General features: G+C 67.1%; 15 protein-coding genes. 5 read left to right on the plus strand and 10 right to left on the minus strand.

Annotation, left to right across the window (positions count from 1 at the left end; translation table 11 throughout):
• Positions 1-94: 94 nt before the first annotated feature.
• The 6 genes from ACUZUJ_RS10665 to ACUZUJ_RS10690 all read right to left on the minus strand — a co-directional run bounded on the left by ACUZUJ_RS10665 (position 95) and on the right by ACUZUJ_RS10690 (position 4,740).
• Positions 95-844 (minus strand): flagellar basal-body rod protein FlgF, encoded by a 750-nt coding sequence (locus ACUZUJ_RS10665; RefSeq protein ID WP_101765417.1) that lies wholly within the window; start codon positions 842-844, stop codon positions 95-97.
• Positions 845-876: 32 nt separating this feature from the next.
• Positions 877-2,100 carry a flagellar hook protein FlgE gene (gene flgE, locus ACUZUJ_RS10670; RefSeq protein ID WP_014647063.1) on the minus strand — a complete coding sequence of 408 codons (1,224 nt, stop codon included), beginning with the start codon at positions 2,098-2,100 and terminating at the stop codon, positions 877-879.
• Positions 2,101-2,132: 32 nt separating this feature from the next.
• The gene (locus ACUZUJ_RS10675) at positions 2,133-2,816 is read right to left on the minus strand and encodes a flagellar hook assembly protein FlgD (RefSeq protein WP_014037129.1); all 684 of its coding nucleotides are present in this window, start codon (positions 2,814-2,816) and stop codon (positions 2,133-2,135) included.
• A 23-nt stretch (positions 2,817-2,839) separates the two neighbouring features.
• Positions 2,840-3,247 (minus strand): flagellar basal body rod protein FlgC, encoded by a 408-nt coding sequence (gene flgC, locus ACUZUJ_RS10680; RefSeq protein WP_049442729.1) that lies wholly within the window; start codon positions 3,245-3,247, stop codon positions 2,840-2,842.
• Positions 3,248-3,250: 3 nt separating this feature from the next.
• On the minus strand, positions 3,251-3,646 hold the full coding sequence (gene flgB, locus ACUZUJ_RS10685; protein ID WP_005409576.1) for a flagellar basal body rod protein FlgB: 396 nt from the start codon (positions 3,644-3,646) through the stop codon (positions 3,251-3,253).
• Positions 3,647-3,795: 149 nt separating this feature from the next.
• A complete protein-coding gene (locus ACUZUJ_RS10690) occupies positions 3,796-4,740 on the minus strand; it encodes a chemotaxis protein (RefSeq protein ID WP_188489550.1) in 945 nt (314 codons plus the stop codon).
• Between the two features lie 141 nt (positions 4,741-4,881).
• Here ACUZUJ_RS10690 and flgA point away from each other — a divergent pair, with 141 nt between their 5' ends.
• The 4 genes from flgA (at position 4,882) to ACUZUJ_RS10710 (ending at position 7,566) form a co-directional block, all read left to right on the plus strand.
• Positions 4,882-5,538: a flagellar basal body P-ring formation chaperone FlgA gene (gene flgA / locus ACUZUJ_RS10695; RefSeq protein ID WP_049442728.1), complete on the plus strand. Its 657-nt coding sequence runs from the start codon at positions 4,882-4,884 to the stop codon at positions 5,536-5,538.
• Positions 5,539-5,613: 75 nt separating this feature from the next.
• On the plus strand, positions 5,614-5,919 hold the full coding sequence (flgM, locus tag ACUZUJ_RS10700; RefSeq protein WP_005409579.1) for a flagellar biosynthesis anti-sigma factor FlgM: 306 nt from the start codon (positions 5,614-5,616) through the stop codon (positions 5,917-5,919).
• Positions 5,916-6,254 (plus strand): FlgN family protein, encoded by a 339-nt coding sequence (locus ACUZUJ_RS10705; protein ID WP_014037132.1) that lies wholly within the window; start codon positions 5,916-5,918, stop codon positions 6,252-6,254. Before flgM ends, ACUZUJ_RS10705 begins: the two co-directional genes overlap by 4 nt.
• A gap of 91 nt (positions 6,255-6,345) precedes the next feature.
• A complete protein-coding gene (locus tag ACUZUJ_RS10710; RefSeq protein ID WP_014037133.1) occupies positions 6,346-7,566 on the plus strand; it encodes an ATP-binding protein in 1,221 nt (406 codons plus the stop codon).
• Positions 7,567-7,660: 94 nt separating this feature from the next.
• Here the strand turns inward: ACUZUJ_RS10710 and ACUZUJ_RS10715 are convergent, their stop codons facing one another.
• Positions 7,661-9,433, minus strand: a complete 1,773-nt coding sequence (locus ACUZUJ_RS10715) for an EAL domain-containing protein (RefSeq protein ID WP_049445408.1) — start codon at positions 9,431-9,433, stop codon at positions 7,661-7,663.
• 4 nt (positions 9,434-9,437) lie between these two features.
• Positions 9,438-11,540 carry a PAS domain-containing sensor histidine kinase gene (locus ACUZUJ_RS10720; protein WP_458219966.1) on the minus strand — a complete coding sequence of 701 codons (2,103 nt, stop codon included), beginning with the start codon at positions 11,538-11,540 and terminating at the stop codon, positions 9,438-9,440.
• Positions 11,541-11,670: 130 nt separating this feature from the next.
• On the opposite strand from ACUZUJ_RS10720, the gene ACUZUJ_RS10725 reads away from it, so the two are divergent.
• Positions 11,671-14,430 (plus strand): bifunctional diguanylate cyclase/phosphodiesterase, encoded by a 2,760-nt coding sequence (locus ACUZUJ_RS10725; RefSeq protein ID WP_458219967.1) that lies wholly within the window; start codon positions 11,671-11,673, stop codon positions 14,428-14,430.
• Positions 14,431-14,539: 109 nt separating this feature from the next.
• Here the strand turns inward: ACUZUJ_RS10725 and ACUZUJ_RS10730 are convergent, their stop codons facing one another.
• Both ACUZUJ_RS10730 and ACUZUJ_RS10735 read right to left on the minus strand, forming a co-directional pair.
• Positions 14,540-15,046 (minus strand): hypothetical protein, encoded by a 507-nt coding sequence (locus ACUZUJ_RS10730; protein ID WP_101765422.1) that lies wholly within the window; start codon positions 15,044-15,046, stop codon positions 14,540-14,542.
• A 137-nt stretch (positions 15,047-15,183) separates the two neighbouring features.
• Positions 15,184-15,531: a hypothetical protein gene (locus ACUZUJ_RS10735; protein WP_101765423.1), complete on the minus strand. Its 348-nt coding sequence runs from the start codon at positions 15,529-15,531 to the stop codon at positions 15,184-15,186.
• Between the last annotated feature and the right edge of the window lie 71 nt (positions 15,532-15,602).

Below are 15,602 nucleotides of genomic sequence, written 5' to 3' on the forward strand. Positions count from 1 at the left end.
CCTGTCTGGGTGAAGCCGGCCGCGCGATGCGGCCCTTGGTAACGGGTGTGCAAGCGGTGTGCCAGCGCCGCGCCCGGGCGGCGCCGGAATTCCGTCAGCTGCCCAGGCGCAGCAGGCTGTTGGCACTGCGCGCGTTGTCGTCGCCGTGCTTGATCACCTGCACCTGCATTTCGTACTGGCGCTGCAGCTGGATCATCTGCACCAGTGCGCCGGCGGCGTCGACGTTGCTGCCTTCCAGCTGGCCGCTGTGCACGGCGGTGCCCTGCGCCGGGGCGAACGGCTGGCGCGGGTCGGTGTTGCGGAACAGGCCATCCAGGCCACGCTCGAGGCGCTCGTCCGGCGCCTGCACCACCTTGATCCGGCCGATCTGCGCCATCGTCTGCGGGCCTTCACCCTGCGGGATGATCGAGATCGTGCCGTCGCCGCCGATCTCCATCGCCTGGTACGGCGGGATGGCGATCGGGTTGTTGTTGTCATCCAGTACCGGGCGGCCGCCGGAGGTCACCAGCTGGCCGTTCGGGGTCACCGACAAGGCCGCGCCGCGCGTGTACGCTTCGCTGCCATCGCTGGACTGCACCGCCAGCCAGGTGCCGCTCTGCAGCGCCAGATCCAGCGGCTTGCCGGTGATGTGCTGCGCGCCGGGCCGGCGGTTGAAGCCGGCGTCGACGTGCAGCGCATCCACCCGCGAGGCAAAGCCCGGGCCCTTGATCGGGAAGGCTTCGGTGTTGGCCAGCGCTTCCTTGAAGCCAGGGGTGTCCGAGTTGGCGAGGTTGTGGCTGAGCGTTCCCTGCGCCTGCAGGGAGGCGCGGGCACCGGTCATCGCCACGTAAAGGGCTTTATCCATGCGGGGAGTTCCGTGACAGGGTCAGCAGCTCATCAACGGATGTTGATGACGGTCTGGGTGATCTGGTCCTGCGTGGTGATCATCTGCGCGTTGGCCTGGAAGTTGCGCTGCGCGGTGATCATGTTGACCAGCTGCTCGGTGAGATCGACGGTGGACGCTTCCAGCGAGCCGGCCTGGATCTTGCCGAGGTTGGAGGTGTCCGGCATGCCGGTGCGCGGCGTGCCCGATTCGAAGGTCTCCACCCACAGGTTGTTGCCCTTCGATTCCAGGCCCTGCGTGTTGTTGAAGGTGGTCAGTGCGACCTGGCCCAGCGGCTTGTCGTCGCCGTTGGAATAGCGCGCGTAGACCACGCCGGATTCGGACACGGTCACTTCGTTGAGCTTGCCGGCGGCATAGCCGTCCTGCTGGGTGTTGCGCAGCGCGAACTTCTCGCCGTACTGGGTCGAGCCGCTGATATCCAGCGTCATGTTCAACTGGCCGGCACCGGTGGTCGGGGTGAAGGTGCCGAGGCTGACCTTGCCGTTGGCCGGTGCGACCAGCTTGCCGCTGTTGTCGAAGGTGACCGGGGTCGGTGCACCGGCCGGCTGGCCATCGACATAGTTGCGCACGGTCCATTCGTTGGGGTTGGCGCCCTTCACGAAGTACGAGACCTGGATGTGGCTCACGCCCAGTGAGTCGTACACGGTGATGCCACCGCTGGAGTGGTTGTAGCTGTTCGAATCGGCCGGGTCGAAGGTCGCCACCGTCGGCTGCTTGGCGTTGGCCGGCAGGGTGAAGCCAACCTTCACTTCGCTGGTCTGCTTCGGCGGGCTGTCGGTGGTCAGCAGCTGCAGGTCGACCAGGCGGCCGGCATCGAAGTTGGTGCCATCGGCATTCGGTGCGAACACCTGCAGGCGTGCACCCTGCGGATTGACCACGTAACCGGCCGAGTCGGTCTGGAAGTTGCCGGCACGCGAGTACACGCGCGAACCATTCATGTTCATGGTGAAGAAGCCTTCACCGGAAATGGCCATGTCCAGGCTGCGCCCGGTCTGCTCGTTGTGGCCCTGGATGAACTGCTGGGCGACGTTGGAAACGCGCACGCCCGAGCCGGTCTGGTTCTTCGACAGGCCGTAGCTGGTCGAAGCGAACAGGTCGGCGAACTCCGCGCGCGACTGCTTGAAGCCGGTGGTGTTGACGTTGGCGACGTTGTTGGCGGTGACACTCAGGTCGGTGTTGGCGGCATTGATGCCGGACAGCGAGACATTGAAGCCCATGGGATGCTCCTGGTTGATGCGGAATGTGCGGCTCAGCTGACGCGGAGCACGTAGTCGATCGGGGCCGTGCCCAGGCCCTTGAGGTTCAGGTACAGGCCGTCGGAACCGACGGTCACGCTCTCCACCGGCGCCTGTACGTAGGTGGACAGCTTGGTGCTCTTGCCGGCGGTGTCGACATGGTTGGCGACGACGGAGTACTTGCCCGGCTCCATGCGCTTGCCATTGGCATCCTTGCCGTCCCACTGGAAGGCGGTTTCGCCGGCGGCCTTGGCTTCCACGCTCAGCGAGGTGACCTTGGCGCCGTTGGCATCGGTGATATCCACGGTGATGATGCCGGCCGACGGTGCGGCCACCGTGCCTTCGACATTGCCTTCCTTCTCCAGTACCAGCTTTTCCGACGGCACCAGCACCTGGTGGCCAACCAGCGCCGCGCCACGCAGCACCTGGTCGCTGGCCATCGATTCCTGGAAGCCCTTCACCGTCTTGTTCAGATCGGTGATGCCCTGCACGGTGGACATCTGCGCCATCTGCGCGACCATCTGCGTGTTGTCCATCGGCTTCAGCGGATCCTGGTGCTGCAGCTGCTCGGTCATCAGGCGCAGGAAGTCGGCCTGGTCGAGCGTGTTCTTCTTTTTCGTGGCGTTGCTGTTGGGGGCGTTCAGGCCCAGCGCGGAATAGACGTCCTGGCTGGTCTGGTTGTTGACGGCGGTGGTCATGGCGGTATCCGGTGCTGCGGGCCTCAGCGGCCCATGGTCAGGGTGGCCAGGGCCAGTTCCTTGGCGGTAGTCAACATCTCCACGCCGGCCTGGTAATTGCGCGAGGTCGAGATCAGGTTGACCATCTGCGCCACCGGATCGACGTCGGGCTGGTAGATGTAGCCATCGGCGTCGGCCAGCGGGTGGCCCGGCTCGTAGCGCTTGATCGGCGCGGCCTCGCTCTGGGTGATCTCCTTCACCTTCACCGAGGTGATGTTCGGATCGCTCTTGCTGGTGACCGCCTGGAAGATCGGTTCCAGCGGCTTGTACACGGCGTCGGCGGAACCGGCGACGGTGTCGGCGTTGGAGAGGTTGGAGGCGATGGTGCTCATGCGCACCGACTGCGCCTGTAGCGCGGAGCCGGCGATATCGAAGATCGGCAGGTTGCTCATGGCTTACTGCCCCGTGATCGCGGTCAGCATGGAACGCACCTTGCTCTCGACGAAGCTGAGCGAGGCGCGGTATTCCAGTGCGGCGCGGCCATAGGCGGCACGCTCGGCATCGGGGTCGACGGTGTTGCCGTCCAGGCTGGGCTGCACGCCTTCGCGCGCGATCTGGAACGGGTTCAGGCCACTACTGATTTCGTAGTGCTGCTCATGGGTGGTGGCCATCAGGCCATTGGCATCCTGCCCCTGGGCGTGGCGCAGGGCGGCATCGAAGTCCAGGTCCTGGGCCTTGTAGCCGGGAGTGTCGGCATTGCCGAGGTTGCTGGCGATCAGCTTCATCCGCTGTTCGCGCAACGGCATGGCCTGGGCGTGGACGCCCAGGTAGTCGGTAATCAGGTTGCGCACGGTGCACTCCCACGGGAACGTTGCCCGGGAAGCTGCAAGGGGTGTGCCAAAGGCGTGGGGTCAGATCCCCGCAGGGGCTCTGACCCCGTGGTTGACGCGTTGCGATGCGGGGTCGGAGCCCGTTCCGGGATCCGACCCCTCGGCGGGCCTTACGCCGCCAGCGCGACCTTGCGCAGGCGGTCCAGCACGAAATCGGCCAGCTCGTGCGGCGAGTACTTGGCGACGAAGGCGTTGGCGCCGACACGCTCGACCATGGCGTTGTTGAAGACGCCCGACAGCGAGGTGTGCAGCAGCACATACAGGCCGGCCAGGCCCGGATGGCGCCGGATTTCCGTCGTCAGCGTGTAGCCGTCCATGGCCGGCATCTCAATGTCCGAGATGACCATGGCATAGCGCTCGGCCGGGTTCTCGCCCGAGGCGTGGACCTGCAGCAGGTGGTCCAGTGCCTGCTTGCCGTCGGAAAGCAGGGTGGCACCCACGCCCAGCTGGTCCAGCACGCTGCGGATCTGCTGGCGGGCCACGCGCGAGTCGTCCACCACCAGTACCTGCAGCTGCGGGCCGTCGGCGGGCATTGCCATCGTTGGGTCGAGTACCGCCTCACCGCGCACCTGGGCGATATCGGCCAGCACGCTTTCAACGTCGATCACCTGGATCAGCTCACCCTGGAAGCGGGTCACCGCGGTCAGGTAGCTCGATTCGGCACCCAGTTCCGGCGGCGGGTGGATGTCTTCCACCGCGATGTTGACGATGCGTTCGACGCCGCTGACCAGGAAGCCCTGGATCGAGCGGTTGAATTCGGTGACGACCAGGTAGCCCGGAGAGGTATCCGCATCGGGCTCGCGCTCGGGGTGGCCGATGGCCAGGCCGAGGTCCAGCACCGGTACCGAGCGGCCGCGCACGTCGGCCACGCCGGAAAACTGGCTGGGCAGGCCGGGCACCTGGAACAGCTCCGGGCGCCGCAGGACTTCCTGCACCTTGAAGACATTGACGCCAAAAAGCTGACGTCCGCCGAGACGGAACAGCAGCAGCGCCAGGCGGTTGTGGCCGGCCAGTCGGGTCCGCTGGTCGATCCGGTTGAGCAGGTCATGGGACATGGCTGCTGTATCGGCGTGGTGGGTACGGAACTTGAGCGCTTTTGCAGCGTCGAGCCATGCTCGACTCTACAAAAGGCGGCCCCGTCGATCTGGCACACCCCTTGCACGCACCTGGGCCAGATCCTTTCGACAGGAGGCGCCATGCGCCGGGTCACATCCCTATTCGCCATCGCGCTCGCCGTGGCCGCGCCGTGGGCGACCGCTGCGGACTGGCAGCCGGTGGCCAGCATCCGCACCGCGGCGCTGTCGACACTGCCGGCCGGCAGTGAAGGCGAGGCGCAGGTGGCCGATGCGCTGCGCCTGCCGAAATGCGGCGGCGCGTTGCAGGTGCAGCCCACCGCCAACACCACGGTGGAGGTCAGCTGTCCCGATGCGGGCGGCTGGCGCCTGTTCGTGCCGGTGAAGGTGCGGCGCAACCAGACCGTGCTGGTGCTCAACCGCGGAATCGGCACTGGAGAAACCCTCACTGCCGCCGATATCACCACTGCCCAGCGTGACGCTGCCCGGATTGCCGGCGCGGTGCTGTCCGATCCCAATGCAGCGATCGGCCGCATCGCCCGCCGTCCGTTGCAGGCCGGAGCCCTGCTGTCGAACAACGATCTGGTGGTCCAGCGTCTCATCAAGCGAGGAGACAATGTGGCCCTGGTGTCGCGCCGCGGCTCGGTCGAGGTCCGCATTGCCGGCCGTGCGATGGGTGATGCGGGTGAGAACGAACGGGTTTCGGTCGAGAACCTGTCCTCGCGGCGGATCGTGCAGGGCACGGTCGATGCCGCAGGTGACGTAATCGTGGCGCGTTGAATTACCGCAAAATATCCCTAAAGATCACGGCCCTGCGGCCGTTATCCCTTGTGAACGGCAACTCCAGGATACCCCATGAGCCAGAAAATCGACGGCAACCTGCAGGTCCCCCAGGCACTGCGCAGCGTGACGACCCCGGCCAACAAGCCCGGCGTCAGCACCGATGCGGCGGCGCGCCCGGTCGAGGCGGCCGACAGCCTGCGCCTGACCGGCGAGGCCACCAATCTGCAGGCCATCGAGCGTGAGCTGACCACCGCCCCGGCGATCGACGCCCAGCGCGTGGCGGCCGTGCGCGAGTCGCTGCAGAACGGCACCTACAAGATCAATCCGGACGCGATCGCATCGCGCATGCTCGATCTGGACCAGCAGCTGCACGGATGACTGCGGCGATGAGCGAGCCGCTGCAGCGTCTCGCCCAGGCCCTGGACGTTGAGCGCCAGGCCCTGGTCGAGCACGACGTGCACGCCCTGATCCGGGCCACTGGCGCCAAGCTGGAAGCGCTGCGTGCGCTGGAAGGCGCGCCACCGGTGGGTGAGGGCGAACAGCTGCAGGAACTGGCCGAGCGCAACCGCGCCAACGGCGTGCTGCTGTCGCGCCGCCGCCGCGAGGTGAACTGGGCGCTGCGCCAGCTCGGCCGCACCGAAGACGCCTCGGCCTACGATGCCAAGGGCCAGTCGCACACGGTCAGCATCGGCCGGCCACTCGCCGTCGCCTGACGCGACGGCGGTCGCACAACACCTCCCGGCGGGCTGAAGCCCGCTGCATGACCGCGTATATTGGGCGCCTGTTCGAACGCCCCGAGTCGCCGTGTCCGCTGCCAACGCCCTGGTTACCGCCCCCCTTCCGCCGCAGCCGGTGCTGCAGGCCCTGCTTGAGCGCCTGCGCGAAGGCCTGCTGCTGTTCACCGATGACGGGCAGGTGGCCCTGGCCAATCCGGCCGCACAGAACCTGCTGGCCAGTGGCGAGGACGGCGGATTGCCGCCGCCGCAGCGGCTGCGCGAACTGCTGCCCCCCGATGCACTGGAACAGGCCCGCCAGCACGGCCACTGGAATGGCAGCCTGCCGCTGGGCGAGGGCGTGGTCATCGCCCACCTGTACCACCATGGTCCGGTCGGCGAAGGGCATTTCCTTGCGCTGTTCCGCCACATCGAAGGGCAGGAAGACTACGAGCGCGAACTGCAGCAGCGCCACGCCGAATTGCGCCAGGCCTACCTGCGCCTCAATGGCACCCAGGAAAAGCTGCTGCAGTCCGAGAAAATGGCCTCGATCGGCCAGCTGGCCGCCGGCGTCGCGCACGAGATCAACAACCCGATCGGTTACGTGCACTCCAACCTGGGCAGCCTGCAGGAGTACCTGCGCAGCCTGTTCACCGTGATCGAAGCCTACGAGCGCGCCCTGCGCGCGCCGGACCCGAAGGCATTGATTCCGGAAATCGACGACATCCGTGACCGCCTGGACATCGATTTCATCAGCCGCGACCTGCCGCAGCTGATGGCGGAATCGCGCGAAGGCATCGAGCGTGTCACCCGCATCGTGCGTGACCTGAAGGACTTCTCGTATTCCGGCCGCGACGAATCGTGGAAGCTGGTCGACCTGCACGCGGGCCTGGAATCGACCATCAACATCATCTGGAACGAGCTCAAGTACAAGGTCACCCTGGTGCGCGAGTTTGGCCAGTTGCCGCTGGTGGAGTGCCTGCCGTCGGAGTTGAACCAGGTCTACATGAATCTGCTGCTCAACGCCGGCCATGCCATCGCCGAGCGCGGCACGATCACCGTGCGCACCGGCGTCGATGGCGATCACGTGTGGGTTGAATTCGAAGACACCGGCGGCGGCATCTCGCCGGAACTGCGCCAGCGCATCTTCGACCCGTTCTTCACCACCAAGCCGGTGGGCAGCGGCACCGGCCTGGGCCTGTCGATCTCCTACAGCATCATCAACAAGCACCACGGCCGCATCGACCTGGACAGCACCCCGGGCGTGGGCTCGCGCTTCCGCGTGGTGCTGCCGGTGAAGCAGCCGCGCTGACCGCACCTGGTAGTGCCGGCCGCTGGCCGGCAACCTCATCCAGCCAGGCACCCCAGAGCAGCCGGCCAGCGGCCGGCTCTACCGGAGGGGATCATCACCGCAGCGGCCGGTCCTCGCCACCATCGCCGGTTTCCACCGGCGCCGGGCCGGCATTGCTGCGGCGCTGTTCCTCGTAGGTGCGGAACGCCTGGTGGATGTGCTTGCGCAGCTCGTCGTCGTTCCACGGCTTGGTCAGGAAGCGATAGATCGCGCCGCGGTTGATCGCATCGGTCACCGTGTTCAGGTCGGTATAGCCCGACAGCACCAGGCGGATCGTATCCGGGTACAGCATCTTCACCCGGCCCAGGAACTCGGTACCGCTCATGTCGCTCATGCGCTGGTCGGACAGGATCACCTGCACGTCGTTGATCGCCAGCAGATCGAACGCATCGCGTACGTTGCCGGCCGCCAGGATGCGGTAGCCGTCGCGGCGGAACAGGCGCACCAGCGAGCGCAGCACGTTCTCCTCATCGTCCAGCAGCAGCAGCGTACGGTCCGGGCGCGTCTCTGCGAAGGCTTCCGGACGCAGGTAGCGGCGGCGCAGGGTCATGCCGGCGGCATCGGCCGACATCGGTTCGCCGAACAGGTAGCCCTGGAACACATCGCAGTCGTTGCGGCGCAGGAAGCCCAGCTGGGCCTGCGATTCCACGCCGTTGGCGATCACGGTCATGCCCAGCTGGTGGCCCATGGCGATGATCGCGCGGGCGATGGCCGCCTCGCGATTGCCGGCCGGCGCGCTCTTGATGAAGCTGCGGTCGATCTTCAGCTTGTCCACCGGGTAGCGCACCAGCGCGCTGAGGCTGGAGTCGCCGGTGCCGAAGTTGTCCAGGCTCAGGCTGATGCCTTCGTTGCGCAGGTTGGCCAGCGTTTCATGGACGAAATTGACGTTGTTGGTCAACGCACTCTCGTTGATTTCCAGCGTCAGCATCTGCGCAGGTACGCCCGCCGCCTGCAGCAGGGACATCACCTCGGCGAAGAAGTTCGGCCGCAGCAGCTGCAGGGTGGATACGTTCACCGCGATGGTGAAGTCATCGAAGCCCTGGTCGCGCCACAACCGCGCCTGTTTCAACGCGCCTTCCAGCACCCAGGTGCCGATCTGCACGATGATGCCCAGCCTCTCGGCGGTGCGCATGAAGCGCTCCGGAACCAGCATGCCCAGGGTCGGCGACTGCCAGCGCAGCAGGGCTTCCATGCCCACCACGTGGCCGTCGCGGGCGCTCACCAGCGGCTGGTAGCGCAGTTTCAGCTCGCCATTGGGAATGGCATCGACAATCTGGCGCGCGATGATGCTCTCGCTGTGTGCGCTCGGCGGAGTGTCCACCGCATGGATGCGCACGGCATTGCCGCCTTCGCGGGCGGCCTGGTACAGCGCATCCTCGGCATGGTCGAGCAGGCGCGACGTGCTGCTGGCATGCTCCGGGCACAGGCTTACGCCCAGCTTGCCGGTCATGAACAGCGTGTACGGCAGTACCGACAGCGGCAGCTCCATCTGCTGGCGGATCTCTTCGGCGAAATCTTCCGGCAGCGGCAGATCCGCGGTGCGGGGCACCGCGATCAGGAATTCGTCGCTGCCATGCCGCCACAGCTTGCCGCGCCCGCGCAGGTAGGACTGCAGGCGCTGCGCCACCAGTACCAGCGCCTGGTCGCCCACTTCGGCACTCATGTTCTCGTTGACCGATGCGAAGTGGTCGATGTCCACGTGCATCAGCATCAGCGCGATGCCGCCGGAGGCCGCCTCGGCAACCATCGCCTGCAGCTCGGGGTTGCCGGCGCCAAGGCGGTCGGGGGCATCATCGATGCTGACCGGGGGCAGGTTGGGATTCCACATAGGCTCAGTATTCCGGTGAATCGACGGCGGCCATGCTGGCCGCTTGGTAGGGGAGATGGACGTCGATCAGGGTGCCTTCACCATGCGCGGACTCGATCCGCACGTGGCCACCGACGCTCTGCGCGCGCTCGCGCATCACGATCAGGCCGAGGCCGCGCGGGCCGTCCGGATCGAAGCCCTCGCCATCATCGCGGATCTGCAGGTGCAGGCCGCGCTGGCCGACGTCGCGCAGCTGCAGCAGGACCTGGCTGGCGCGTGCATGGCGCAGCGCATTGGTCAGGCTTTCCTGCGCGATGCGGAAGCAGGCTTGTTCGATGCTGTTGTCGGGGCGGTGCGGCAGCGGCTCGATCTCGGCCAGCAGCTCCACCGGCGAAGAGCGGAACAACACTCGCGCCTGCCAGCTCAGCGCCGCCTCCAGGCCCAGTGCATCCAGCTGCGGCGGGCGCAGCAGGGTGGAGATGTCGCGCAGCTTGGCCACGGTGGTGTCGGCCAGGCTGACGATCTGCGCCAGATCCTCACCACGACGCTTTGGATCGTCCTCATCCTGCGCCGCATGCGCCGACAGCTTGATCGCGGTGATGGCCTGGCCGATGTCATCGTGCAGGTCGCGCGAGATCGCACGACGCTCGTCCTCCTGCAGCGAGAACAGCCGCCCGGCCATCGCCTGCAGTTCGCGGTTGCTGGTTTCCAGCGCGCTGCGGGTGCGCTCGGAATCGCTCAGGTCGCGCACGATCAGCAGCTTGCAGTCGCGGCCGCCGTAGCGCACTTCGCCCACCGCCAGGCCGGCATGGAAGCTGCGGCCGTCGCCACGCTGCATGGCCACCACGCTGCTGTGGCCGGGTCCCAGGTGGGGTTGGCCGGCACGCAGCTGGCTGCGCACCCGCGGCAGGTCGGCGGCAGCGACCAGGGCCGACAGCGGCTCACCCAGCAGGGTGTGGCTGCCGTAGCCGAACAGGCCGGCGGCCCAGGCGTTGGCGTACAGCACATGCTCGTCGGAGAGGATCACCACGCCGTCGGGCAGTACCCGCACCAGTTCGCGGAACTGTTCCTCGCGCTCGCGCAGCAGGCGCCGCGACTGTTCGCGCTCGGTCACGTCCTGCAGCGTGCCCAGCACGCGGCTGCGGCCGGCTTCGTCGATACCGCTGGCCGCCCGCAGGTGCACCATCAATGCACGGCCGTCCATCGACAGCAGCGGCAGCAGCACGTCCACCTGTACCGGCTCGCCGCAGCACAGTTCGGCCAGCAGCTGTTCGGTCTGGGTGGCGGTGGCCGGGTCGGCCGGCACCAGCAGCTCGTCGAAGCGGTGCCAACGGCGGGCCTCGGGCGGGCGGCGGCCGAGCAGGCGATAGACCTGGTTGGAATAGCGGCCCAGCCCGGTGGATGGATCCAGTTCCCAGGCGCCGATGCGGGCCAGCTCATGGGCTTCCTCCACCCGGGCCAGCGCCTGGTCGCGGCGCAGCTGGGCAAGGTCCTCGGCGGTGCGGTCGATGGCGATCAGCAGGCGGGCGTTGTGGCCGTCGTAACTGATGGCGTTGGAACGCAGTTCCATCTGCCGCAGCGAGCCATCGCGCAGCTGCAACTGGGCGCGCAGGATGCACAGCTCCTCGGGTGCTTCGCGGATCGCCTCCAGCTTGGTCTGCAGCGCCTGGTCCTGACCCGGCGGCCACAGGGCGTCGATGGTCTGTTCCAGCAGCTCGTCGCGGTCCCAGCCGAAGGCACTGCAGGCGGCGGGGTTGGCATCGAGGATCGCCAGCGTGTCCAGGTCGTAGACCAGGATCGGCCCGGGGTTGCCCTCGAACATCTGCCGCAGGCGCAGCTCGGAGGCCTGCTGGCGCGCATGGGTATGCAGCACGTGTTCGGCCAGCGGGCGCAGCAGCAGGTACAGCAGGCCCGCGCTGGCCAGCGCGAAGAACGAACCCTTCAGGCCCTGCCACAAGGCCGCCTGCTGCGGGTCCGGCACCAGCGCCTGCACCACGCTGTCGGTGGAGATCATCCAGGCCAGCGCCATCGCCAGGTAGCTCAGCACCACCCGGCGCCGGTCACGGCTCAGCGCCTGCGCCATCCGCGGGTCGGGAACTGGGGCGTTGCCGGTCGGTTCTGCGGGCATGGACGGGACGGGTGAAAGGGGCGCCGGTCATCTTACCCCGCAGCGTGCCGTGACCACTCAATTATCCGCCGCAGGCGCCGTTAACCACTGCGTGCCCCGCTGACGGGCGTGTCATCCGGAGCAAGATCGCGTGGACCAAGGGATCATCGCCAGCCTGCTGCAGCACCCGCTTGCGTCGGCGCTGGTCATCGTCGACCGTACCGGGCGCCCACTGGCGGCCAACCCGGCTGCGCGCGAGCATGGCCTGCCAGCCACCGTGGCTGCCTATGCGCCGATGCTGGAAGATCTGCGCCTGATGGCGGCCGATGGCGGCATCGTGGCCTGCACGCTGCCGGGCGGCCCGCGTGGACACTACGACGGGCACCTGCGCGCCGTGCACGACGGCGCCGGCAATCTGCTGGCGTTCACCCTGAGCATTCCCGAGCCGGTGCCGGTCGACGGTGGCGGGCGCTGGGAGCTGGCACTGGACAGCGCCGGCCACAGCCTGTGGGACTGGGACATTCCCAGTGACCGCGTGGCGCGCACGCCGGCGCTGGGTGACGAGACCGCCACCGAAATGCTGTCGCGCGTGCACAGCGAGGACATCGCCCAGGTGCGCGCCGCGCTGGACGAGCACCTGCGTGGGCGCAGCGAGCAGTACAGCGCGCAGTTCCGCTTCCGCCAGGCCGACGGGCAATGGCGGTGGGTGCTGGATCGCGGCCGCGTGGTTGCGCGCACCGCCGACGGCCAGCCATTGCGCATGGTCGGTACACATACCGATATCGAGCAGCAGAAGCAGCTCGAATCGCTGCTGCAGGAACAGCAGCTGCACCTGAGCGAGGCGCAGCGCATCGCCAGCATGGGCAGCTGGTCGTTCGACCCCAACAGCGGCCACTTCTGGTGGTCGCCGGAACTGCGCTCGCTGCTGGCGCTGGAGCAGGGCGCCGTGCCCGGCCAGCGGCGCTGGCTGAAGCAGCTGCACCCGCGTTCCCGAGGTGCGCTGCGCGCAGCATGGCGGCGCCTGTGGCGTGACGGCCGGGCCGCCAATCTCGAGCTGGAGCTGACCCGCGGCCATGAACCTTCGCAGCATCTGCGCCTGTGGATGCAGCCGCTGCTGGACATGGACGGGCAGCCCAAGCGCCTGCTCGGCCAGGTGCAGAACATCACCGAGCAGCACCAGACCGACGCGTTGATCCGCTGGCGCACCGAGCTGCTCAACCGCGTTTCCGCGCTGGGCCGCATCGGCGGCTGCGAGATCGAGGTACAGACCCGGCACATGCAGTGGACCGAGGAGTGCTATCGCATCCACGGCCTGCGCAAGGAGCCGATCACCCTCCATCAGGCGATGGCGCTGTATACCGAAGACTCACGCGATGCGTTCGAGGCGGCGCTGGTCCGCATCGCCGGTGGCGGCCTGCCAGAGCAGCTGGACCTGTGCTTCTACCGCCAGTCCGGCCTGCGTGTCTGGGTGCAGGTGCTGATCGAGCTGGATCGTCGTGATGGCCTGCCGCCGCGCTTCGTGGTGCTGTTCCGTGACATTACCCGCGAGCGCGAGGCCAACGAGCGCATCGAGCTGCTGGCCCACTACGACCTGCTGACCGGCCTGCCCAATCGTGTGCTGCTCGGCGAACAGACCGCCGAAGCCATCGAGGAAGCGCGCGACCGTGGTACCTCGCTGGCGATGCTGTTCATCGACCTGGACGGCTTCAAGACCATCAACGACAGCTTCGGTCACGCCACCGGCGATGCGCTGCTGAAGGCCGCCGCTACCCGCCTGCACCAGAACCTGCGCAACAACGACCTGTTCGGCCGCTTCAGTGGCGACGAGTTCATCGTGGTGCTGCGCGACCTGGCCGAGCCGGAAGACGCTGGGCATGTCGCCCGCAAGCTGATTGCCTCGCTGGCCGAGCCGCTGCGCCGTGGCGAGACCACGTTGAAGGTCGGCGCCAGTGTCGGCATCGCGATGCTGGGCGATGCCCAGACCGACTTCGATTCACTGCTGCGTGCCGCCGACGCCGCCATGTACGCGGCCAAGGAAGCAGGACGCAACACCTACCAGTACTACAGCCAGGACGCATTGGCCCGCATCCAGCGCAAGCTGGAGCTGGAGCACGCGCTGCATGGCGCGATCGAGCGTGAAGAGTTCAGCCTGGCCTACCAGCCGCTGCTGCACGCGCACCAGGGCGAACCGCCGGCGATCGAAGCCCTGCTGCGCTGGCACCGGCCCGGCATCGGCTACTGCAGCCCGGCCGAGTTCATACCGATTGCCGAGAAGTGCGGTGAGATCGTGCGCATCGGCGACTGGGTGCTGAATGAAGCCTGCCGCCAGGCGACCGCGTGGGACCGCGCTGGACTGCGCTTCGACCGCATCGCCGTCAATGTATCGGCGGTGCAGCTGCGTGATCGTGGCTTCGCCGAACGCGTGATCGAGATCTGCCATGCCCATGGCTGGCCGCCGCAGCGGTTGGAGCTGGAGCTGACCGAGTCGGCATTGATCCGTGACACCGACATCCTGCGCCATTGCTTCGATGTGCTGGAACGGCACGGCGTGCCGCTGGCGGTGGACGACTTCGGTACCGGCTTCTCGAACCTCAATTACCTCAATCGATTCCCGGTGGGGCGCCTGAAGATCGACCGCAGTTTCGTGCAGGGCATGCTGCATGACTCAGGCACGGCCGAAGTCACCCAGGCCATCGTGCACCTGGGCCACGCGCTGGGCATGAAGGTGGTGGCCGAGGGTGTGGAAACGCACCAGGAAGAAGACATGCTGCGCCGGCAGGGTTGTGACGAGATCCAGGGCTACCTGTATTCACGCCCGCTCAGCCCGCGTGACCTGGCGCAATGGCTGCGGCAGCAGCACCCGGCACCGGTGCGCACCGACGCCAGCAGCGAAGCCGTACTGGTGCGCTGACAGCCGGACGCTGGTGTAGCCCGGCTCTGGTGGGTGCCGATTTTGGTGGGTGCCGACCGTTGGTCGGCACGGATGCCCGCGCTCGCGATCATCCACGCATGGCGTGGATCTACTTCGGAAACTCCGCCTTCAACTGCATGCGCAGCGCCTCGACGATGGCCGCGTAGCGTCGCTTCTGGACCAGATAGCTGGCCAGGAACAGCGGCAGCACCAGCAGCATGGGCGCCACCATCGGGCGCATCGCTACCAGCGGCAACAGCAGCAGTGACAGGATCGCCACGAACCAGCTGCACAGGCCGATCACCCGCACCTCGTGCCGTCGCGCGTTGAGTACGATGCGACCGCGCATCACCGGGAAGTAGCGCAGGCCGAAGCTCGGCGCGAAGCTCTCGCGGAATGCCATGCTGCCGTCGGGGAGCGCATGGAAGGCCAGGTGCAGCCATTTGTCCTGCGGCAGGTCACGTTCCAGGCTGCCCAGCGAGAGCCGGGCCTGCATGGCCGGTGACGCCGAGATGCGCTCATTGAACAGGGTGATGCCCCAGCTGAAATAGCCGGCCACCCAAGCCATCAGAAGGACGGTCTCGATCAGCAGCACTGCGATCAGGGCGATGGCCATCGGTCTTCCATGAGCGGGACCGGGGCATCATGCCACAACGATTTCGCCACCCCGGTAGATCCACGCCATGCGCGGATGTTGCGGCGAGGGCCAGACGTCACACCGGCGGATGAAAGCCATCCACGCATGGCGTGGATCTACCGGTTCATCAACGCAATGCCTGCAATGGAATAGCTGGCGATCAGCAGCCCGAACACGTACGCTGCCACGATGATCAGCCAATACGTCACCGGTTCGATCTCCCGCCATGCATCAATGGTGCCGGCGCGGTGGTGGCTTAGATGGACATGCCCGGTATTGATCGCACTTGCCGCCATCCAGGCGCACAGAAAGGCCATCAGCATGAAGAACAGGCTGCCGAACAGGAACGCGACAGGTCGATGCCGGGGCGGCCGCAAGGTGGCGTAGGCGGGACGCCAGGTGAAGGTGACCGCGATGAGCACCATCGCAGCAAATCCCAGCCAGGTCATGAACGTGGTGCTCATGCGACGACACTCCGTGTCCAGCCGTAGGGGGCGTGGGTGGATCATGCCATGGGTGTGGAACGGGTGGCGGT

It is taken from the genome of Stenotrophomonas sp. S4 (genome assembly GCF_054187805.2).